At 33.8% G+C, this 22,229-nt stretch carries 26 protein-coding genes and 2 riboswitches; of the genes, 10 read left to right on the plus strand and 16 right to left on the minus strand.

The annotated features are described in order from the left end of the window. Positions 1-124 precede the first annotated feature (124 nt). Positions 125-328, minus strand: coding sequence for a hypothetical protein (locus tag HT586_RS09290; RefSeq protein ID WP_188017516.1), 204 nt, complete (start codon positions 326-328; stop codon positions 125-127). A gap of 66 nt (positions 329-394) precedes the next feature. After that, positions 395-604 carry a hypothetical protein gene (locus HT586_RS09295; protein ID WP_188017515.1) on the minus strand — a complete coding sequence of 70 codons (210 nt, stop codon included), beginning with the start codon at positions 602-604 and terminating at the stop codon, positions 395-397. A 306-nt stretch (positions 605-910) separates the two neighbouring features. Here HT586_RS09295 and HT586_RS09300 point away from each other — a divergent pair, with 306 nt between their 5' ends. Next, the gene (locus HT586_RS09300; protein ID WP_188017514.1) at positions 911-1,078 is read left to right on the plus strand and encodes a VraH family peptide resistance protein; all 168 of its coding nucleotides are present in this window, start codon (positions 911-913) and stop codon (positions 1,076-1,078) included. A gap of 681 nt (positions 1,079-1,759) precedes the next feature. On the opposite strand, the gene HT586_RS09305 is transcribed toward HT586_RS09300, so the two are convergent. Together HT586_RS09305 and HT586_RS09310 are read right to left on the minus strand one after the other, a co-directional pair. Next, complete coding sequence (locus HT586_RS09305; RefSeq protein ID WP_203545672.1) at positions 1,760-2,284, minus strand: hypothetical protein; 525 nt, start codon at positions 2,282-2,284, stop codon at positions 1,760-1,762. 51 nt (positions 2,285-2,335) lie between these two features. After that, complete coding sequence (locus HT586_RS09310) at positions 2,336-2,530, minus strand: hypothetical protein (RefSeq protein WP_133354543.1); 195 nt, start codon at positions 2,528-2,530, stop codon at positions 2,336-2,338. Between the two features lie 171 nt (positions 2,531-2,701). Further along, positions 2,702-2,803, plus strand: a riboswitch (SAM riboswitch). A gap of 73 nt (positions 2,804-2,876) precedes the next feature. Here HT586_RS09310 and HT586_RS09315 point away from each other — a divergent pair. Beyond that, positions 2,877-3,119 carry a hypothetical protein gene (locus HT586_RS09315; protein ID WP_203545673.1) on the plus strand — a complete coding sequence of 81 codons (243 nt, stop codon included), beginning with the start codon at positions 2,877-2,879 and terminating at the stop codon, positions 3,117-3,119. 32 nt (positions 3,120-3,151) lie between these two features. Here the strand turns inward: HT586_RS09315 and HT586_RS09320 are convergent, their stop codons facing one another. After that, the gene (locus HT586_RS09320; RefSeq protein WP_203545674.1) at positions 3,152-3,394 is read right to left on the minus strand and encodes a hypothetical protein; all 243 of its coding nucleotides are present in this window, start codon (positions 3,392-3,394) and stop codon (positions 3,152-3,154) included. A gap of 274 nt (positions 3,395-3,668) precedes the next feature. Between HT586_RS09320 and HT586_RS09325 the strand changes: the two genes are divergently transcribed. Next, positions 3,669-3,887, plus strand: a complete 219-nt coding sequence (locus HT586_RS09325; RefSeq protein ID WP_133354547.1) for a helix-turn-helix domain-containing protein — start codon at positions 3,669-3,671, stop codon at positions 3,885-3,887. A 79-nt stretch (positions 3,888-3,966) separates the two neighbouring features. Here HT586_RS09325 and lacG read toward each other — a convergent pair whose 3' ends face one another. From lacG to lacD, 4 genes are read right to left on the minus strand one after another with little or no spacing between them, the layout of a single operon-like run. Continuing rightward, entirely contained in the window at positions 3,967-5,370 is a 1,404-nt protein-coding gene (lacG, locus tag HT586_RS09330) for a 6-phospho-beta-galactosidase (protein WP_111744574.1), read from the minus strand. Positions 5,371-5,388: 18 nt separating this feature from the next. Further along, positions 5,389-7,125 (minus strand): lactose-specific PTS transporter subunit EIIC, encoded by a 1,737-nt coding sequence (locus tag HT586_RS09335; RefSeq protein ID WP_203546570.1) that lies wholly within the window; start codon positions 7,123-7,125, stop codon positions 5,389-5,391. 2 nt (positions 7,126-7,127) lie between these two features. After that, positions 7,128-7,442 (minus strand): PTS lactose/cellobiose transporter subunit IIA, encoded by a 315-nt coding sequence (locus HT586_RS09340; RefSeq protein WP_111744572.1) that lies wholly within the window; start codon positions 7,440-7,442, stop codon positions 7,128-7,130. Between the two features lie 21 nt (positions 7,443-7,463). Next, positions 7,464-8,444, minus strand: a complete 981-nt coding sequence (gene lacD / locus HT586_RS09345) for a tagatose-bisphosphate aldolase (protein ID WP_203545675.1) — start codon at positions 8,442-8,444, stop codon at positions 7,464-7,466. A 147-nt stretch (positions 8,445-8,591) separates the two neighbouring features. Here lacD and HT586_RS09350 point away from each other — a divergent pair, with 147 nt between their 5' ends. Then, on the plus strand, positions 8,592-9,692 hold the full coding sequence (locus tag HT586_RS09350; RefSeq protein ID WP_203546518.1) for an IS30 family transposase: 1,101 nt from the start codon (positions 8,592-8,594) through the stop codon (positions 9,690-9,692). 112 nt (positions 9,693-9,804) lie between these two features. Here HT586_RS09350 and HT586_RS09355 read toward each other — a convergent pair whose 3' ends face one another. From HT586_RS09355 to HT586_RS09365, 3 genes are all read right to left on the minus strand, one after another. Further along, on the minus strand, positions 9,805-11,151 hold the full coding sequence (locus HT586_RS09355; protein ID WP_133354571.1) for an alanine/glycine:cation symporter family protein: 1,347 nt from the start codon (positions 11,149-11,151) through the stop codon (positions 9,805-9,807). A 121-nt stretch (positions 11,152-11,272) separates the two neighbouring features. Beyond that, positions 11,273-11,635, minus strand: coding sequence for a hypothetical protein (locus HT586_RS09360; protein WP_096076034.1), 363 nt, complete (start codon positions 11,633-11,635; stop codon positions 11,273-11,275). A gap of 229 nt (positions 11,636-11,864) precedes the next feature. After that, the gene (locus HT586_RS09365) at positions 11,865-12,575 is read right to left on the minus strand and encodes a transaldolase (protein ID WP_111744560.1); all 711 of its coding nucleotides are present in this window, start codon (positions 12,573-12,575) and stop codon (positions 11,865-11,867) included. A gap of 189 nt (positions 12,576-12,764) precedes the next feature. Between HT586_RS09365 and HT586_RS09370 the strand changes: the two genes are divergently transcribed. From HT586_RS09370 to HT586_RS09385, 4 genes are all read left to right on the plus strand, one after another. Further along, the gene (locus HT586_RS09370; RefSeq protein ID WP_096076032.1) at positions 12,765-13,064 is read left to right on the plus strand and encodes a hypothetical protein; all 300 of its coding nucleotides are present in this window, start codon (positions 12,765-12,767) and stop codon (positions 13,062-13,064) included. A gap of 41 nt (positions 13,065-13,105) precedes the next feature. Then, entirely contained in the window at positions 13,106-13,456 is a 351-nt protein-coding gene (locus tag HT586_RS09375; protein WP_096076031.1) for a fluoride efflux transporter FluC, read from the plus strand. Next, positions 13,453-13,776 (plus strand): fluoride efflux transporter FluC, encoded by a 324-nt coding sequence (locus HT586_RS09380; RefSeq protein WP_238999228.1) that lies wholly within the window; start codon positions 13,453-13,455, stop codon positions 13,774-13,776. Before HT586_RS09375 ends, HT586_RS09380 begins: the two co-directional genes overlap by 4 nt. Before the next feature lie 104 nt (positions 13,777-13,880). Continuing rightward, the gene (locus HT586_RS09385; RefSeq protein ID WP_238999230.1) at positions 13,881-16,145 is read left to right on the plus strand and encodes a 5'-nucleotidase C-terminal domain-containing protein; all 2,265 of its coding nucleotides are present in this window, start codon (positions 13,881-13,883) and stop codon (positions 16,143-16,145) included. 89 nt (positions 16,146-16,234) lie between these two features. Here the strand turns inward: HT586_RS09385 and HT586_RS09390 are convergent, their stop codons facing one another. Beyond that, a complete protein-coding gene (locus HT586_RS09390) occupies positions 16,235-17,149 on the minus strand; it encodes a nuclease-related domain-containing protein (protein WP_133354574.1) in 915 nt (304 codons plus the stop codon). 245 nt (positions 17,150-17,394) lie between these two features. Here HT586_RS09390 and HT586_RS09395 point away from each other — a divergent pair, with 245 nt between their 5' ends. Continuing rightward, complete coding sequence (locus HT586_RS09395; protein WP_203546584.1) at positions 17,395-17,571, plus strand: hypothetical protein; 177 nt, start codon at positions 17,395-17,397, stop codon at positions 17,569-17,571. An 85-nt stretch (positions 17,572-17,656) separates the two neighbouring features. Here HT586_RS09395 and metK read toward each other — a convergent pair whose 3' ends face one another. Next, on the minus strand, positions 17,657-18,847 hold the full coding sequence (gene metK, locus HT586_RS09400; RefSeq protein WP_096076028.1) for a methionine adenosyltransferase: 1,191 nt from the start codon (positions 18,845-18,847) through the stop codon (positions 17,657-17,659). 108 nt (positions 18,848-18,955) lie between these two features. Beyond that, positions 18,956-19,067: riboswitch (SAM riboswitch) on the minus strand. Positions 19,068-19,255: 188 nt separating this feature from the next. On the opposite strand from metK, the gene pckA reads away from it, so the two are divergent. Further along, positions 19,256-20,845: a phosphoenolpyruvate carboxykinase (ATP) gene (pckA, locus tag HT586_RS09405; protein WP_203545676.1), complete on the plus strand. Its 1,590-nt coding sequence runs from the start codon at positions 19,256-19,258 to the stop codon at positions 20,843-20,845. Between the two features lie 169 nt (positions 20,846-21,014). Here pckA and HT586_RS09410 read toward each other — a convergent pair whose 3' ends face one another. Both HT586_RS09410 and ytkD read right to left on the minus strand, forming a co-directional pair. After that, positions 21,015-21,764: an alpha/beta hydrolase family protein gene (locus HT586_RS09410; RefSeq protein WP_133354578.1), complete on the minus strand. Its 750-nt coding sequence runs from the start codon at positions 21,762-21,764 to the stop codon at positions 21,015-21,017. Further along, a complete protein-coding gene (gene ytkD / locus HT586_RS09415; RefSeq protein ID WP_133354580.1) occupies positions 21,748-22,218 on the minus strand; it encodes an RNA deprotection pyrophosphohydrolase in 471 nt (156 codons plus the stop codon). Before ytkD ends, HT586_RS09410 begins: the two co-directional genes overlap by 17 nt. Positions 22,219-22,229: the final 11 nt, after the last annotated feature.

Consider the following 22,229-nt stretch of genomic DNA (forward strand, 5'->3'; position numbering starts at 1 on the left):
ACAAAAATATATTTTAAAAAACAAAACGCATAAAAAGTTCTAGACAAACTTTTTATGCGTTGTTTAAGTATTTATTAGCTATTTTGGTAAAAGATATATTTCCTTGATTATGTAATTTTTTATTCTATCGATTAATTTTCCTAACATTATATTCTTTAATAACAATTAAAATTATTAAGAAAAACACCAAAAATGGAATAACATTATGAGATACCTCTGACCATTCCCATACATTACCTGTAGTTAAATAGATCATAAAAAATTGAACGAGCAATACACCGAAACATCCTCCTAAAGCAGCGTAAACAACATCTTTATTTGTTTTCATATTTAATAAACACTCCTTTACAAGTTGATAATATCATTTTAATAAAAGCATCAAAAAAATTTTTAATTATTCCTCTTTATTCCTATAAACTTTTTTCCCGGAAACATACCAAGGATATAGTGCATTAAATAATAAATAAATTAATATAAATACAACGCTCATCCACATAAAAACAAATTTATATTCAAAATTAGTAGATAACAAAATAATATTCATCAATCCAATGAATAATATTATTTTAATAAGTTTCGAAACATAGTGATCATCGCTATTCATTTATTCATCTCCTATCCCTTATTTCATATAATCATTTACGTAAAGGAGTTAACAACAGTCACAAATATTAAGACAACAATACCACCAATCAACCCTTTTTTTATATTTTCATTTTTAAATGGTCTCTTCGAAATAGCAATAAGAAATATGAAAAGTAAAAGTACATAAAGCAAAGCTAGTAAATTCATAATCAATAATCATTCCTTTATATATTTATATATGTTTATATTTATATATTTATAAACATATATGCTAAAATATGTATATGATTTATAATGATATAAATTTAATAACGGAGGATTATTAATGACGATAAAAGAATTTATAAACCGCCTATTAGAAAAGAAATGGACGATGGAAGATTTATTATATATATTTTTATCAGCTTGTATTGCTGGTGTAATCGTAACACCGATATTTGCTTTACCAGTAGGATTAATTATTTATTATTACTTCTTCTATGATGAAGAATAAATTTGAAAAAATAGAAAATGCATAAAACGTTAAAGACAATCACTTTATGCATTTTTGATTTTTTGTAGAGGTGATTTACTTGAAGAAGAAAGTTATAACACTCAATATTCTAAATTACTTATTGTATATTGGTTTGATGTTATTTCATATTTACGGAAATAGTATCATTGAATTGGAAGGTATTTGGGTGTACTGCTCAATTGGTATAAGTTCATTAATGATTATTTTTTATATGTTTCATCTGCTGGATAAATATCCTGGATATAAAAAATTATTATATTTTTCACTCACAATTAATTTTTTTAATATTGTAGTATATATGCCAGTGATGTACTTGATATTACTTTCATTCCCTTAATACCGAGGTATCACTTATATTCGATACCTTCTCCATTTTCCTAAAGGTATATCCTCTAAGTCTTCTTTGACTTTCTCTGCAGTTAGATAATGGCTTCAAGGATTAGAATAATACTGAGATAATAGAATTGGTCACCTAGAGCGATGAATTCATAAGGAAATATCTTACTTCCGAAATAATATATTAGTGATAGCGCAATAACCGTATCTAGACTATACATGACGATTCTTAATATAGTTATATGTCTTTTAAAGTTCATTTTAATACTCTTTCTATTTTAAGATTTATAAATATAAATTCTTCAATGAAAATACATTTTAATACTATCCCTGCCACTCCGCTTCTGTCATTACCTCATCATCATCAAAGTCATGCGCATAATCATATTTAAATTCCTGTTTGATCCACGCAATAAGCGCTGTATCTTCAGAAATAACATCAATGAAAAACGGACTTAATCGAATAAACGTTTTATCATTATACAGATAACTAAAAAATGGCATCTTTTCTTTCCTTTTATGATATCTCATGTAATTGATCGCATCTTCTAACGGTAATCCTTTAATACTAATATGCGTAAAATCCTTCTTTAATTCTTCATTGTAGACGATATACTCATTGTACCTTTTGATATCAATAATCTTTCCTAACCCATAATGCTGCGCATTAATGTCAAATCCATTGTATAGCAAATCATATTTGTTTGAGAATTTCTTTAGTAACTTCATATAACTAAAGTATGTAAGTCTAGATTCATAAAACCTTACACGTTTATCATTCTCTACAAACCTAAAAGGTGATACACTTTGATTTAAAATATCGATACCAGCAACTTTAATTGATGTCATGATTCGTCTCCTTATACTTTGTATTAATAGATACAGCATTCTTTCAGATCGTTACGACTGTCTTCCGTTCTCAATATGTGTCGCTAAATTCTTAAAGTACATCGGCATACCGATTGTTAGCAGTAACCCTGCAATGAGTCCGTGAAAACTATCTGGTTTAATATCATAAATTAAAGCAAACCCAATGAATATAAATCCAATGATACTAAGCGCTGCACCAATAAAAAGTTTATGACATGATTTCATTACTTTTATCTCCTCATTTTCTTTTAATTATACTATCTCAATCCATGTACTTTACCTTAAACTTACCTTAAACTTACCTTAAAAATATGGCTCAAAAAATATTACAAAATGATTTCGAAGGGTTCTGAATAAAAAAGTATGGTATAATTAACTTACAAAAAAATAGCTCGTATCTTATTCAGAGCAGGTGGAGGGACTTGGCCCTATGAAACCTCGGCAACAGGCTTATGCACTGTGCTAATTCCAACAAGATGATGTCTTGAAAGATAAGAAGTTCTTACTTAAGCTCTTCTTTCTTTAAGATGAGCTTATTTTTATTGTAAAAACGATTTAAGGAGTGTTTATAATGAGAACAAGAGCAGACGTATTAGCAGAACTCGTAGAGGCACAAATGAAGAAACCGAATAGCTGGGGTTCAAGCATGGCTAGAATGGGAAAGATTTCTCAGCTTAAAAGTGAATTAAATGAATTAGATGCAGCACATTCTACATTTGAATCAAAACCTGAAGAACCAACGATTAATAATGAAAATCGAAAAATTGAATTTGTTATTAACGGTTATAAAGTAACAGTAGAACCGCAGTATTAATGAAAGTGCCTATCAAGCGATAGGCGCTTTTTTTAGTATTTCATCTGATTGTTATATGCAGTCATAAAGAGTAATCCCTTTTTAGTTACTTCAACATTAAGTAAAGTTTCGAACACGTTATCATCGAGTAAGACATTGAACCTGAATTCCACTAAGCCCATCTCAAGTAGGATGAATATGATGTCGTCTTCTTTAAAGTGACCGTAATAGTCTGCATCTGGGTGATCAGTTAATGTTACTAAAATCTTATGTATGCGACCAAGCTCAAAATCCACAGCGTCACCTCCTTTGTATTATGATAGATTAATCATAATATGGGAATTAATACATAAATTAAAAATTTCTAATTTGGAAATTCTGTTCTTTAGAATATCAAATAAACTTATAATAATTTAGTAACACATCTTATCAAAACGCAATATTCAAAAGACAATAACTTTACATTATAATATAAATTTTCATAAAAAAGTGGTTATTTTCCGAGTTGGAAAATAACCACTTTTTCATTTTATTCTTTGTTAATTTCACCTAAAAAAGAGGTGGAAAATATTGAATAACGCAGACATAGCAAAAGCGATAAAATACCATAGAGAAAACCTAGATTATACATCCAAAGAAATGGCACAGCTATTAAATATCGGATTATCAACATACTCAAAGTTAGAAAATGATGAACGTAATATTACTGCTGTTGATCTGTATAACATCAGTAAAATATTTAATATGACGATGGACGAAATAATAACGAAGCAAGGAAGGAGGAAATAGATTATTGGTTTAATGTTTATATATCAAAAGACAAATGGAGTTGCCTACCTAACAACTCCATTTGTAACTTTCGGAATCTTTATTTTATCATTTTTGAATCTGCTAATTCTTTATACCAGTGTGCACTCTTTTTAGGATATCTTTCCTGTGTTTCAAAGTCTACATAGAATAAACCATATCGTTTTTCATATCCATTAGACCAAGAAAATACATCCATCAGTGACCAGATAAAATATCCTTTGACATTAGCACCGTCTTCAATAGCATCAGCGATTACTTCCAGATGTTTTTTAACATAATCAATTCGCGCATCATCATATACAGTTCCATCTACAAATTCATCTTTATATCCTAATCCATTTTCAGTGATATAGATTTTTTTATAGTTTGGATAATCTTTTTTCACGCGCATAATTTGATCGTATAAACCTTGTGGGTAAATCATCCAATCCCAATCAGTTCTAGGGACATCTATATCAAATTCTCTTTGTCCTACCCCTTTTAATTGATATTTAGATCCACCTTTATTGCCTTTAGAATTATGAGTGATTTCTGATTCGCCGTCAAATCCCCTCATCCAATCACTCATATAGTAGTTAATTCCTAAGAAATCATTTAAGTCTTTAGCAGCATCTAGTTCTTTTAAATCTTCATCTAAAATTTCTAGTTTACCACCATTCACTTTAAGAATGTGATTGACACCTTCCATTGTGTGATCAGAATATTGACCAAGATATGTTGCATCTAGAATAAATTTATTATGAATAATATCTTCTAATTCAGCAGCACGTACATCTTCTGGATTTTCTGGATCATACGGATATTTTGTTGGCAAGGCATGCACGACACCTATCTCACCTTCATAGCCATTATCTTTAAATAATTTAACTGCTCTCGCATGTGCTACCATCATATTGTGATGTGACTGAAATACTTTTTCAAAATCATATTTTATGCCTGGAGGAAACTTACCAACAAGATACTGTCCATCACCAATAGGGCCTATTTCATTAAAAGTAGTCCAATATTTTACTTGAGTAAATGTTTCGAAACAAAACTTAGCATAATCTACAAAGTGTTTCACATTTTCTCTATTTAGGAAATCACCATTTTTATGCAAAACTTCAGGTGTATCAAAGTGATGTAATGTAACAAATGGTTCCACATTTCTCTTTAAACACTCATCGAATAAATTTTGATAAAATTGAATGCCTTTTTCATTAACTTCTCCGTATCCTTGTGGAAAAATTCTTGACCATGCAATTGATATTCGTATACCATTTACTCCAAATTTTTCACTTAATTCTAAATCAATTGGATATTTATTATAAAAATCACTTGCTGGTTCAGCAGTATACCAATAATTTTCTTCCAAATAGGTATCCCAAGCTACTCTCCCTTTTCCATCAGTATTTGTCGCACCTTCTGCTTGATACGCTGCTGTTGCTCCTCCAAAAATAAAATCTTCAGGTAACTTTTTCATAAACAATAGATCTCCTCTCTAAGATTTGAATTGATCTTCAACGAATTCAACTGCACCCTTACCATCACGAGTTAATTTGATATATTCTGCACCTTGTGTCTTCGCTAATTTAATACCTAATCTATCTGTATCGATTTTTATATCTTCATAATTTGATGCTACTTGTGGTGCTAAAATCACTAATTGATATTCTTTCATAATATCCATATGTGCTCCATAACTACCTGCTGCAGCTTTAATCGGTTTATCAAATTCAAGAGCAGCCTTATTTAAAGCATTTGCTAATAAACCACTTGTCCCTCCACCAGCACATAATACAAGTACATTTGTTTGTTCTTTTAATCCACTATCATTACTTAGATTATTTTCCGTATTAATAACATTTTCTTTATTATTTGTATTCTTTTCTAAAATTCCATCGGCTTTTGTTGTATCAAAATTTTCTTTAACTTTATCTCTTAAGTTATTTGAATTATCAACACCAGCTAATTCTTCTTCTAAAATTTGTTTGTCATAAACCTTTAGGAATGGATAGTAGATTAAAACATCCACGACTATTAATGTGATAGCAAGTACAAATGACCACATACCTAAACCTGTTCCCATTATAATCCCTAACGGACCAGGTGTTGTCCAAGGCAAGTTAACACTGAAACTGTTCATTCCTAATACATCTACGAAAAACTTGAATATCCAGACGTTTGCAATTGGTGCAAATACAAACGGTATAAAGAACACAGGGTTCAGTACTAAAGGAGCACCAAATAATATTGGTTCGTTAACACCAAAGAATGTCGGTACTGCTGAAGCTCTACCAATCGCTTTATTACGTTTAGATTTCGTCAGCCACATAAACATAAATGGTACAACTAATGTTGCTCCTGTACCACCCATTGTTACAATAAACATTTGCGTTCCAGATGTTAAAATTTTATCTGCATGCTCGCCTGCTTGTAATAATTGATAGTTTGTTTCAATATTCGCATAAGTTATTGCTGCAATAGCAGGTTCAACAATTGAAGGACCATGAATCCCAATAAACCAGAATAAAGCAAATGCTCCAAAGATAATTGTTATTCCAACGTAACCATCTGCTGCAGTGAACAGTGGTGCAAAGAGTTTAACAATTGACTCAGCAACGTTTGTATTTAAGATTGCGCGGCTAAGTAAATCTAATCCATATAGTGTTAAAATAACAAATGAAAATGGAAAAATATCTTTAAATACTTGTGAAATATTTGGTGGTACTTCTGAAGGCATTTTAATTGTTATATTTCTCTTTACACAGAAATTATAAATAATTACTGTCACAAATGCTGCTAAGAAAGCAGTCATTAAACCCTTTGTGCCTAAAAATGCGCTTGAAAATCCTCCAACTTTAACAGCATCTGACGCTAGAAATAAAAATCCACAAATCGCTGCTAACATTGTTGATAAAAAATTAATTTGATTCGTACTATCTAGCTTTCTATTATAAGAATCTGTTAATGACTTAGCTGTCGTACCTGCCACTAATAATGCTATAACACCCATGGTGTAATGATAAGGTTTCATCAATATCATTTCAGCATTTTTACTCCATGTAAATCCAAAAACGTTAGGTACATAAGCAATTAATAAAAATATACTCGAAAATAGTATTACGGGCATAGCTGAAATAAATCCATCACGAATCGCTCTCAAATATATATTACGTGATAGCTTTTCAAATAATGGTTTTGCTTTCTCTATTTGCGCAATTAATTTATCCATTATTTTCAGCTCCCTCTTTTGTAAAGTTCAATCATATGCTTCATCATGTCTTTTAATAATAATGTAGTCATTAGATGATCTTGCCCATGCATCATTGTGACACTATATGCAATATCTTCACCAGATGCTTCTTTAGCTAGTAAGCTTGTTTGAGCATTATGAGCATCAACAATACATTGATTTGCTTCTTCAACTAATTGTTCTGCCTTATCAAATTCTCCATTTTTAGCAGCATTTAAAGCTTCGAGTAACTTTGACCTTGCATCCCCAGCATATGCAACAATTTCAAATCCAAGCATTGTAGTTTCTTCTTTGTTCATATCAATTTCCCTCCAATATTTTTATATTTTTTCTTTGTAAGATGCTGCAGTTGATTTTAATACTTCGTTTAATTGATTAATATTATTATATCCTTCAGATTGTAACCATTTTCTAGCGGCTTCTTCACCTTGTTCAATATAAACTTTAACCGCACCAGACCATGTTGCTCTACCGCATAGTACACCATTAAACTTCGCACCAGATTCAGATGCAAACTTTAATGTTTCCTGGAATAATTGAGCTGAAACACCTGCGCTTAAATAAATATAAGGTAAGTTAGTTGCTTGTTCTTGCTCTTTAAAGTATTGAGCTGCTTCTTCTTTAGAATATACAACTTCATTCTCAGCAAATCCTTCCACAAAATTCATATTTACTGGAACTTCTACTTTTAGAACATCAACATTAAAGCGATCTTTTGAGAATAATTTCATTGCTTCATTTACTTTTCTTGGTTTAACTTTAGCAAACTCAACACTACTGTTATCAGCTATATTATCATCATATGTTAATATTTCTAAGAAGAATGGAATATCCTCTGCTACACATTCAGAGCCTATTCTTTCAATATAAGCTTGTTTTTGATCATTAATGTATTTATCATCATCTACATCGTAGTAAAGTAGGAATTTAACCGCATCTGCACCTTGTTCTTTAATACGTTTAGCAGACCATTCAACTAAACAATCCGGTAATCTTCCTTTCGTTGTAGCATCATAACCAGTTTTTTCATAGGCTAATAATAATCCTGCATCTTTATGTTTTACTTTAGAAGCAGGTAATCCATACTCAGGATCTAATAAAATTGAAGAGGCATACTCAGTTAGTTCCTTAGCTACTAATGATTTTAAATTTTCTATTTGTTCAACAGTTGGATCTTCTTCCTGAAATGCTGACATCATTCTTTTTAAAGCACCACGTTGGTCAAAAGCTAATGCAGAAATAATTCCATTTTCATCACTAACTTTTTCTAAAAATCTTTTCTTATTTTCAGTATTTATCATGTTTTACACCTCTATAATTTTTATTTGCTTGGGAAATTCTATAATCAAGTTAGCCACCTACGGTGTGCTTTAAAAAATAAAAAATGAGCCATGTGCATCCATGTTAATATTGTAGTTACCACAACAAACAATAAGGAATGAATGCAAATGACTCATCTAAATGGTACCACTAATCATGTTAAAGGAAAACACTTAACTGAATTTGAAAGATATCAAATTCAGGTTTTGAAGAGTGAAAATTATTCAAATCGTGCTATTGCTAAAATTTTGAATAGAGCACCTCAAACAATTAACAATGAGATCAATAGAGGAACTGTTAAACAAATTAAGCGCGTAGTTTCTAATGGTAAAGAATATTTTTATGATTATGAATGCTATTTCCCTGATGTTGCTCAACTTAAATATGAAACAAATCGTATGAATTCTTACAGGACTCCAAAACATCAGCTATCTCATGCTTTTATTGATTGGGCTGATAAGATGATGTTGAATAAAAAATGGTCTCCCGATGTCGTAGTTGCCTATGCTAAAAAGAATAATATTTTTTGTGATTCTATTATTCCTTGTGTTTCAACACTATATAACTGGATTGAAAGAGGAATTATGAAGACCTCTAATATCGACCTTATAGAGAAGATTTCACGAAAACCAAATACAAATAGAAGACCTAGTCGAAAAAATAAAAAAGTATTAGGAAAATCTATCGAAGATAGAAGTCATGAAATCAATTCTAGAGATGTCTTTGGTCATTGGGAAATAGATACTGTAATTGGTTCTAAACTTAAAAATGAAAAAGCGTTACTTACACTTGTTGAAAGACAGACACGATTTGAAATCATCGTTCCTATTAAAAGTAAAACTAATGATGCTGTCACATTAGCATTAAGTCAATTAAAAGATCAAATAGGTAATTCATTTTCACGAATATTCAAGTCTATTACTTCTGATAACGGATCAGAGTTCTGTGACCTTACAGAGACATTACCTGATACTGAAATATACTTTACGCACCCTTATTCATCATGGGAACGAGGTACTAAAGAAAACCACCATAAATTCATTAGAAGGATAATCCCTAAAGGAATCAGTATGGGATCAGTATCTGATGAGATAATTTATCGTATCCAAAACTGGATGAACAATTATCCCAGAAAAATTCTAGATTACGAAACACCTACATACCTGTTTCTGAAGTCACTAAAATCCGAAGGATTATTAAGTGAACCATTAAGTTACTATCTCTATTAATTTGGATGTTGTGGCTAACTTGCAATTGAAATTTTCGATACATCTTATTTAATAATCAGATCTATTTTAAGAAAATAACAAAACAGCACATTTTCATGTACTGTTTCTATAACTATTTGTATTCTGAAAAGAACTCATTTGTCAGTCGTTTAACTTGTGGGCTAAGGAGTAATACTGCGATCACGTTAGGGATTAAAATAAACGCTAACGCTAAGTCTAATAGTATCCATAATTGTGTACCATATCCTACTGAGCCTATCGTAATGGATATGATATATACGATTTTCATAATCGTTCCCATCGTTTCACCGAACAGGAATTCTGCCATACGCGATCCATAGTATACGACGACGATTATAGTTGATAATACAAAGAAGATCAGCGATATTGAAATAAGTGCACTTCCAAATAAGCCAAACGCATCTTCATAAGCACGTGCTGTTAACGCTCCTGGATTTGCTTTCGCATCTTTATGTAGATGTACGTCTGACACGAGTACTACAAAGGCTGTTGTCGAACAGATAATCACTGTATCAACAACAATTTCAGATATACTCCAAAATGCCTGTCTTACTGGATGATCAGTCTTTGCTGCGGCATGTGCAATAGGAGAGGTACCGAGTCCCGCTTCATTTGAATACACTCCTCGCGCAAATCCCCATCTTACTGTTGTCGCAAGTGCTGCACCAAATCCACCACCGGCAGCGGCTTCTGGCTTAAATGCTTTCTCCAGCACTAACATTATCACACTGGGTACATGTGTTATATTCATCCCAATAATAATAAATCCAAATAAAAGATATAAACCTACCATTAAAGGCACGAGCTTCTCTGTCACTGTCGCGATGCGTTGGATTCCACCAAAAACAACGATTCCTGTAACGAGCGACATGATAACGCCTGTTATCCATGGATTGATCTGAAACGTGTCATGCATAGAATCTGCAACTGAATTGCCTTGTACCATAACACTTGGTATCAGTTCTATCATCAGCATAAATGCAAAGATAACAGCAAATATCATACCAAGCTTTTTATTTTTAAAGCCTTTCTTCATATAATACGTTGGTCCACCTACAAACTCGCCCGCTTTATTTTTTTCACGGTAATGTATTCCAAGTACGTTTTCACTATACTTCAATGCCATTGCCAAAAATGCAATCAATAACATCCAGAATACTGCTCCTGGCCCACCCATGATGATTGCAGTTGGAACGCCCACAATATTTGCAGCCCCTACTGTAGAAGATAATGCAGAGGTTAAAGCTTGTCTCGGTGTTATCGTTCCTTCACCTTTTGGCGCTTTATTGATACTACCGAACGTCTGTTTAATAATATAAGGAAAGTGTCTGAACTGAATAAAGCCAAGATAGATGGTTAAAAATAAACTTGTACAAAATAATAGTGTGATTAACGGATAACCCCATAGCCATTCTGAAAACTTTAAAATATAATCCATAATTTCCTCCTTTATTATAGTACAACCTTAGTTTACAGAAATATAGGATTATCTTCAAGAATTCATCAGAATATTCTGATATTATAGTCAAAATAAAAACGAGATGTTCATCTCGTTTGAGTTAATCTATTGTAAGTCCTTCACCAACGAATGTTTGATATGCTTCGTACATTCTACCTGGTACACCGCTTTCAGCACTGTTATAGCGATTGAAGTTCTTATCATTTACCACTTCAGTAATCATTTCTATTGTCTCGTCACATCTCGGGTCATCAATCTTCTTACCAGTCGTTTCTTCAGCAATAACAAACAATCTTACTAAATATCTCGTATATGAATCATCTCTATCCAGCGTAATTCCTAATTCTTCAGTAAGCTCTTTACTTGTCTCAACAAAACATCTGAAATCTTCAAAGAAGTCGCCAAATCTTAATAACACATGTCGATAATGTTCATCTGATAGCTTCATATATCTGAATGCCAATTTATACCCCGCCTTAATTTTTAGTCATATCTAGTGTATCATTTTTATAATCGCTTGAAAATGTGCAAATTTAAAATGCTCATAACAGACAGTGATTCTGTAATCACTTGATTAGATGTGATCCATGAAATATTTAACAAAAAAGACAAAGCATGATTGTACATACTTTGTCTAAATCATATATTATTGATTAAACCATTACACAAATTGTGTAATGGTCTAAGGTGTCTTATAAAATGCCTAATCCACTTGATTGAATGTCTTTAGCGAATCCTTTAACTGTATCTACTGATAATTCATCGATGTCACGACCGATGTTTGGAATCTTCTTCACAACATCACCTGGGCAAGTGATAATGTCACAACCGATTTCATCTGCCTGAATCACGTTATAAAGCTCGCGGCATGATGCCCATAAAAGTTTCACGCCTTCTTTTTCGTGACAAACTTTTACAGCAGCACGCATTAATGGCATAGGATCTACACCAGTATCTGCAATACGACCAGCAAATACTGAAACGTATGTTTCAACACCTGGTTTAATTGCTTTCACGATATCTGTCACCTGTTCAATTGTATAAACCGCAGTAACATTTAATTTAATATCCTGTTCAGATAATTTCTTGATCAATGGAATCATAGATTCGCCTTTTGTATTCACGACAGGAATCTTAACAAATACATTTTCACCGAATGACTGAATGATTGCCGCTTCTTTCTCCATCGTTTCCATATCATCGCCGAATACTTCAAATGAGATAGAAGCATCTGGTATTGCCTTAACTGCTGCCTCAGCAAAAGCTTTATAATCTTCTACACCAGCTTTAGCCATAAGTGATGGGTTTGTCGTAAATCCATCAACTGTTTGGTTTTGGTAAGCTGTTTTCATTTGTTCGATATCCGCACCATCAGCAAATACTTGCACATTTAAATTTTTCATTGTTATTCCTCCACATATAATGTATAGACTTCTACTTATTATAATCACATTATGACTGATATTGCTAATGATTGAGTATACCTGTCTATTTTTTATATATTTACTATTCTTTTCATATCATTATATAAATTTATATTTTGTTGTCATTTGATGTGGTAAAATAAAATGATTAATGATTGGAGGAACATCATGAAAGCGAACAAATATGTTTACTTCTCTATATTTTTTGTGATATTAAGTATCTTTTGTAACGGTTATAATCCTGTGCTGGCAATACTTTTCGGTTCAATCAATGCCATCATACTGTTTACCGGACTAGTAAGCTGTATCTTACTTATTATTAGTATCGTCTTAATTGATAAAGCTTTGAAACAGCCTGAAAATATTTCAAGCCGTTTATTTAAGGTCGCGAAAATTTGGCCATGGGTCATCTTAGTTGTTATTCTCTTACAACTTGTTAGTATCCTGTTTAGATTTGGGATTATTTAAGGATTGATTCGTCAATCCTTTTTTATTATGGAGGTTTTTATATGATTTATCTTTATATTGCATGTATGAGTGTCTTCGGTGCTTTATGCAGATATAGTATAAGTTTATTGCTTCATGCACCGATGTATACAATTATCGTGAATCTCATCGGCGCATTTGCTTTAGGATATTGTACAACTTACTTTAAACGCCTATCCTGCTCAGCCCTCATAAAAACAGGCGTTACAACTGGATTTCTAGGAAGTTTCACAACATTCTCTGCGCTGAGTAAGGATGTTGCTGATCTCTATTTAGCACATCATTATCTTTCACTCATCATCTATTATAGCATTAGCATCTTTGGTGGTATCATATGTGCTGCTATCGGGTTGAAATGGGGTGACAGAAATTGATCTATGTTGCAATTGGTGCACCATTCGGGGCAATGTTACGTTATTATATCAGTCAGAAGATGAATGGAAATTTTCCATATGGTACACTGTTTATTAATTTATTAGGTGCATTGTTGTTAGGTATCGTTGCACGATTTGATATGACAACGATGCTATTACTTGGTACTGGATTTTTAGGAGCATTTACAACATTTTCTACGCTGAATGTTGAGATTGTTAAGTTATACGAAACGAATAAAAACTGGTGTATTTTCTATATAACGATTACCTATATATTCGGTCCTTTACTCTACTTATTTGCATATACATTTCATTTATAATTTTTTTGTAAATTTAGCGTAATTTTTTCTTAAAATTATTATAACTACAGCATTTATACATTATTATAATATAGAAATTAAAATTTATTTTGGAGGGAACACTTGTGAAACGAATTGCATCAATCATATTAATGTTAACGTTATTAATCTCAATGCTATTCCAAAGTCCTTATGCACTTGCAGATGTGACAACAGAACAGCCAACGACTGAAGCACCAACAACTGCGAAAGTGACAACAGAAGCACCAACAACTGCAGCGCCTACAACTGAAGCAGCTACGACTGAAGCGCCTACAACTGAGAAAGCGACAATAGAAACAGCTATGACTGAAGCGCCTACAACTGAGAAAGCTACGACGCAAGCAGCTACTACTGAGGTTCCAACGACTGAAAAAGTAACGACTGAAACACCAGCTGGACCGAACTCAGTTAAAATCTTACATACAAATGATATGCATGGTCGTTTAGATGCTGAAGATGGCCGTGTTATCGGTATGGCAAAAGTTAAGACAATCAAAGATAAAGAACAACCTACATTAATGTTTGATTCTGGCGATGCTTTCCAGGGCTTACCATTATCTAATTTCTCAAAAGGTGCTGACATGGCAAAAGCGATGAACGCTGTTGGTTATGATGCAATGACTGTTGGTAACCATGAATTTGATTTTGGCTTTGACACTGCAATGAACTATAAGAAATTATTAAACTTCCCTATTTTAAGTTCAAACGTTTATAAAGATGGTAAAAGTGTATATGCACCTTCTGCAATTATCGAGAAAAATGGTAAGAAATATGGTGTTATCGGTGTAACAACACCGGAGACTGCTACAAAGACGCACCCGAACAACATTATCGGTGTATCGTTCCTTGATCCAGTTGCTTCTGTAACTGCAGAAATGAAAAAGCTACAAGGAAAAGTTGATGCATTCATCATCTTAAGTCACTTAGGTATTGACACAACAACGAAAGAAGCTTGGCGTGGTGATAATTTAGCTACTAAGATTGCCGGCAACAAAGATTTTAAAAATAATGCAATCGTCATATTAGATGGACATTCTCACTCTGTCATTGAAAATGGTGAATTAAAAAATACGGTAATTCTTGCTCAAACGGGTACTGCTCTAGCAAACATCGGGAAAGTTACATTTGATTTACAGGATAAGGTTGCACGTAATATGAAAGCTGCAATGATTAAAGAAGCAGATTCGAAAGAAGTTACACAAGATGCTAAAGTTAAATCTATTGTTGATACTGCAAAAGATAACTTTGGTAAGGCAACTTCTGAAGTCGTCTTCTACAATCCAGCACAACTTCAAGGTGAACGTAACCACGTACGTACACGTGAGACAAACTTAGGTAACGCGATTGCTGATGCAATGGAAGCATATTCTGTTAACGGATTTGATGCAGCTGGTGACTTTGCTGTAACTAATGGTGGTGGTATCCGTGCGTCTATCGAAGGTAATAAAGATGTAACAATCGGAGATATCATTAAAGTATTACCTTTCGGAAACACAATCACACAAATCAATGTGAAAGGTTCTGACGTTAAAGCAATGTTTGAACACGCTTTAAGTGCGCCTGTTGTTGAAAAAGACGGAAAAACAGGATTAGATGCAAATGGTGCTTTCTTACACATCTCTAAATCAATTAAAGTTCATTATGATATGACTAAACCTGCTGGTGAACGTGTTTATGCAATTGAAGTATTCAACAAAAAGACAAACAAATTTGAACCATTGAACAATACTAAAACATATAAAGTTGTAACAAATGATTTCTTAGCAGTTGGTGGCGATGGCTATACAATGCTTGGCGGACCTCGTGAAGAAGGACCATCATTAGACGCAGTTGTACGTCAATACTTTAAAGCTGCTAATATGACAGCTTATACAAATGAAGCATTACAACGTATCTTAGCAGGTAACGCGAGTGCGTATAAACCAGTTGTATCTGAAGAAACTACAACTGAAGCACCGACTACTGAAGAAGTTACAACAGAAGAAGCAACGACTGAAAGACTGACAACTGAAACTATCAAACCTCAAATTGATGTACCAACAGAAGAAGATGGTAGTGAAGGTTTCATCATCAAGACAGAGGATTCTACTGAAGAACCTATCGTATTAGAATCATCGAATGCTGCTAAAGATGATAAAGTCATTCCGTTTGAAAGTGTTGCTAAGACAAATGAAACAAATTTAGATACGACAATTCAAGCTGATCAAGTTGCAGATGATACAAACAAACCTGCAATTACTGAAGCGGTTGAGCACTTACCGATTACTGGTGAAGCCGCTGGTAGTGGTGCTGCTGCAATCGGATTATTAGGACTAGGATTATATTTAGTGAAACGTAAATCTGCATAACAAATAAGAGGGTGAGACATAAGTCTTAGCCCTCTTCTGTTTAACAGCTTAAACGGCAGAACACTTCTGTCCCAGCCTGTTTATCTTTGCTACGGATTTAAATGCTCAATTTGGTCCATAATATTTTCAAGTTCTTCAACTTTATACTGGAATCTACCATGGAAGACAAATTTTTCGAAGAATGTTTGTAATTCTTCTTCTCCTACAATCACCTTCACGCCATTATCTCTTGAATAGTTAGTGATGTGTTCACTACCTACCCCTTCTGCATTATAGTACGCAATCGGTGTTACCGGATATGGTAACTCAAATACTTTTTCTAAACGTTCAGCTTTTAATTTCAATGCTTCAATCGAGTGGTTATATGTTCTGAATTCAGCATTACCGTCTTTATTCTTATCCAGAACAATTGTCTGTTCAAGCTTCGGATCAAGATCTAATATGTTGAAGACACCTTCAAGCATCGGTTCGCCAGCAAACTGCATCTCACTTACACCGTGATAAATATGACCTGTCCAGTAATTAGAATCTATCAGGTAGATACCTGTTCTCGTCAATACGACATGATCAAGTTTGTCAGTGCTTTTCACGCGTTTACCTGGAATATAGATATTAGCAAGTACGTGCATATCTTCAGGACGAATACGTTCTTCACGAATGAACTGTTCTTTTAACTGAATTAAAGTAAGGTCCGTTAAATATTCACCTTTGTCTTTTGAGAACATCTTTAAAGATTCAATATGTGATGATTTCTCATCGATTGTTTTTTGTAATATTTCTTTTTGTTCAGCTAATTCTTTTTTATATTGAAGACGAGACTTCTCACTTTCATCGTGATACTCATCTGATCTTACTTTCTGCGCCTTACGAAATTCTTCTTCTTTACGCGCAATTGATTTTTTCTTACTCGATAATGCGAGTAACCATAAGACGAAGAACAATAAAGCCAAAACACCTAAACCAATTAACACATAAAATAAAGTACTTCCTACTTCTACTGACATATCATTCACCTTTCTAACCGTATTTCCTTTATTATAATGAAATTTCAGAAGAACTTCATCGAAAATATGAAAGTAATTTGTGAAAGTTTACTCTAATTAAAAATATTAATAAGAAATTAATATTCTGAACAAAGGTTAACAAAGTTTAATAAAATATAAATTCTAAATTAATAATGATATGAAATAATTTAAGTGTCCTAAAAATATTTTTGGACAAAAATTAAATTTTCTCGGAGGATGATACCATGGCAATGTATAAACGTTTATTATTAGCAGGTACTTTCGCATCAGCATTATTATTAGGTGCTTGTGGAGATGATGAGAAAAAAGCGGACGACGCAAAAACTGAAGATGCAGCAACAACTGAAGAAGAGACTACTGAAGACGATGCTGCTACAGAAGAAGAAACTGAAGAAGAATAATACAATTTATCAATTGACTATCTCATATGAGGTAGTCTTTTTTCATATTAAAAGGCCTAAGTAATAAATACTTAGGCCCAAAAAATTACTTTAAATTTGCTTTTAAATCTTCAATTTTATCTGTAGCTTCCCATGGTAAATCAATATCTGTACGACCGAAGTGCCCGTAAGCAGCTGTTTGTTTGTAAATTGGGCGACGAAGATCTAACATCTGAATGATACCTGCTGGACGTAAATCGAATGTTTTACGAACTGCATCAACAAGTTGTTGTTCAGTGTATTCAGAAGTACCATAAGTTTCAACTGAAATAGATACTGGTTGTGCTACACCGATAGCATAAGCTAATTGTACTTCACATTTGTCAGCTAGACCTGCTGCAACGATGTTCTTCGCAACATAACGTGCTGCATAAGCACCACTACGGTCAACTTTAGTAGCATCTTTACCTGAGAACGCGCCACCACCGTGACGTGCATATCCTCCGTAAGTATCTACGATAATCTTACGGCCAGTAAGACCAGCATCCCCTTGAGGTCCACCGATTACGAAACGACCAGTTGGATTGATGAAATATTTTGTTTCTTCGTCGATTAATTCAGCTGGAACAACTGGTTTAATAACGTGTTCTTTAATGTCAGCCTGAATTTGTTCTAATTCAATCTTCTCATGGTGTTGAGACGAAATAACGATAGTGTCGATTCGTTTCGGTTTACCCGCTTCATCATACTCTACTGTAACTTGTGTCTTACCATCTGGACGTAAGTAATCTAAAGTACCATCTTTACGCACTGCAGTCAGACGACGCGCTAATTCATGTGATAATGAAATTGGTAAAGGCATTAAGCTTTCAGTTTCATTACATGCAAATCCAAACATTAAACCTTGGTCACCAGCACCGATTGATTCGATATCTGAGTCAGATAAGTTACCACGGTCTTCTAATGCACGGTCTACCCCTTGAGCAATATCAGGAGACTGCTCATCGATTGCAGTAAGTACTGCCATCGTCTGGAAGTCATAGCCGAATTTAGCACGTGTATATCCGATTTCTTTTACAGTATCACGTACTACTTTAGGAATATCAACATATGTTGATGTAGTAATTTCACCTGCGATTAAAGCCATACCTGTTGTTACTGATGTTTCACACGCTACACGTGCTTTTGGATCTCCTGTAAGAATTGCATCTAGGATTGCATCTGAAATTTGGTCAGCAATTTTATCTGGATGTCCTTCTGTTACTGATTCTGACGTAAATAATTTACGATCTGCCATTTATAAACACTCCTATTAATTTAAATTTCACGGTTCAAGCTATAAACAAAAAATAGCCCTCTCTCCTATTAAGAGAGAAGGCTAATTGTACACAATTAGTCCATTCTACTCTTATCGTTCAGACAGCTGTCTGCAAACGGTTTGGCACCTTACTTAACAACGAAGTTAAGGGTTGCTGGGCTTCAAAGGGTCCATGTCCCTCCACCACTCTGGATAAGAGAATCCGCAGTTAGATAATACTAAACTTTTTGTACACTGTCAATATATCTAACTGATTCACAAATTTTCTGAATAATATTTTATCTATAAAATTTTATTTATATTTAATGTAACACTTAAGACCTTATGTTATACTATTTCATGAAACTGCTTACATCAGCAGAAAATATAAACTTGGGGGACCTTTTAATGAGCGAACAAATCTTTGGTAAATTAGATAACTTATTAAAGAGTGATAGCGTATTAAATCAATTATCAAGAACACAGTTAATCAACGAAATTTTAGCAAATCGTGAAGGTGTATTAACAGAGTCAGGTGCTGTTAGAACTGAAACAGGTAAATATACAGGTCGTTCACCAAAAGATAAATTTATCGTTGAAGAAGAAGAAACGAAAGACCAAATCGACTGGGGTACAATCAACCAACCTATCTCTGAAGACATCTTCTTAAAATTATTAGACCGCGTTTTAGACTATTTAGGAACAAAAGATAAAGTTTATGAATTCAATGGTTATGCAGGTGCAGACCCTGCTACTCAATTAAATTTACGCGTAATCAATGAGTTAGCATGGCATAACTTATTTGCACGTACAATGTTTATCCGACCTGAAACATTCAATGAAGGTATCTTAATCGATCCAGACTTCACTATCATTTCTGCGCCACACTTTAAAGCAGATCCAAAAATCGATGGTACAAATTCTGAAACATTTATCATTACAAGTTTCAAACATAAAATTATCTTAATCGGTGGTACTGAATATGCCGGAGAAATGAAAAAAGGTATCTTCGGTGTAATGAACTACTTATTACCAACACAAGGTGTAATGAGCATGCACTGTTCAGCAAACGTTGGTGAAAATAAAGACGTTGCGTTATTCTTCGGTTTATCAGGAACTGGTAAAACAACATTATCAGCCGACCCTCACCGCAAATTAATCGGTGATGATGAACATGGCTGGAACGATAATGGTGTATTCAATATCGAAGGTGGATGTTACGCGAAGACAATCGACCTTTCTCGTGAGAAAGAACCACAAATCTATGATGCGATCCGTTACGGTGCGATTTTAGAAAACGTTAAAGTTGATGAAAAAGGTTTCCCAGACTATGAAGACAAATCATTAACTGAAAATACACGTGCAGCATACCCAATTGAAAATATCGATAACATCGTATTACCTTCAATTGCTGGTCATGCTAAAACAATTATCTTCTTAACTGCAGATGCATTCGGTGTATTACCTCCAATCTCTAAATTAACGAAAGAACAAGCAATGTACCACTTCTTAAGTGGATTTACATCTAAATTAGCGGGTACTGAGCGCGGGGTAACTAGCCCACAACCAGTATTCTCAACATGTTTCGGTTCTCCTTTCTTACCATTACACGCAACAGTATATGCGAATATGTTAGGTGCATTAATTGACAAGCATGGTTCAGATGTATACTTAGTAAACACTGGATGGACTGGTGGAGAATATGGTGTAGGTAGCCGTATGAGCTTAACACATACACGTTCTATGATCCGTCGTGCGATCAGTGGCGAAATTAAAAACTCTGAATTCACTCAAGATCCTATCTTCGGACTATATGTACCAAATTCAGTAGCTGGTGTTCCAAAAGAAATCTTAATGCCTCGTAACGCTTGGGTATCTCAAGATGCTTACGATGAAAAAGCTAAAGATTTAGCATTACGCTTCCAGGAAAACTTTAAGAAATTCGGTGAAAAGTCAGCTGAAATCGAAGAAAAAGGCGGCTTTATATTTAGAGGATAATAATAGAGGCTGGAACTGAAGTGTTCTGCCACAAGCAAAAACCGAACAAAACTAATAAATCGCTCTTTGATTTATAGTTTTTGTTCGGTTTTTGTCGTAGGGGCAACTTCTGTTCCGCCGTTTAAGCTGTTAAAGATAAAAGGACTAAAATTTAAGTCACATCTTCATTTTATTCTACTGCTAGCATCCATCTATATATTTCTTTAAGTATCATGCGTTCATTATCAGGTCGAAGGACGTGTGCTTCACCTTCTAAGTATATCGCTTTATGCTTTACACCTAGTAATTTCAGTCTTTCTTCAAGCATCCTACCATGCGCAATATTAACCTGCCTATCTTCTGTTCCGTGAATTATCATAATTGGAGGACTGTCTGCTTTTATCAGATCAATACCTTCGCGCTTATCATAGGCGGCTTTATCTGTAATAGGACCGACGATGCGCTTTAACATGCTGCGCAAGTCTAATCGCTCATCATACATGTAATAAATACTCGATACACCACCCCATGTAATAAAGGATGTCACGTCACTATTCTGATAAGTAACGAGTCCTTGAATACCCCCGCGTGAAAAACCTATAAAATGTAATGGTACATCTGGATACTTTTTTCTTAATATACGCACAAGTGCATATACATCCTCACGGTCACTTCCACCAAACTCATCCTGACCATTATGATGCGTTCCACGGTAATAAGGTGCTGCAACAAGTGTATTCGGATAGGCAAAACGCATCAGTCCAGCTGGTCTAAGCGTCCCTACCTGCCCTTTTCCACCGCGAAGATATATAACGATACGCGCTACAAGTTTCGGCTCATATAATAATCCTTTAACTTCAAATGCATCAGACTGATAAGTTATCTCCTGAAAACTTATACCTTGATAAGAAGCTGGAATTACTTTACTCGTAATGAACATCAAAACGCTCCTTTAGTGTATCTAATATGTACAGAATGCAATCATCTTTTAGCAGGAAACTTTTATCTTCTGTCTGAATATCTTCCAGAGCCTTTGCAATTACCGGACCATCCGTTTCCATATAATCTTCAAGCTTGTCAATATGTGCTACTTCTACGTAGAAGACATCTTTACTGAATGGTGTCTGATCATATACGGTATAGGTGCCTATAAACTCATAATTACGCATTACGCCACCAGTTTCTTCATATAATTCACGATGCATTGCCTCAATAGGTGTTTCACCATACTCAACCTTACCACCTGGAAATTCAATACCCCGAATTTTATTATTCGTAAGTAGCATATTACCCTTAAAATTTGTTATTATTAGTACATGTTTACTTTTTGGAATATCGGTCTTATCTTTTATTTCGAGGATTACTTTATTGCCAACATGATCTGTAAAAATCATTAATCTGCTCC

Source organism: Macrococcoides bohemicum (assembly GCF_016865215.1).
Taxonomy (GTDB): domain Bacteria; phylum Bacillota; class Bacilli; order Staphylococcales; family Staphylococcaceae; genus Macrococcoides; species Macrococcoides bohemicum.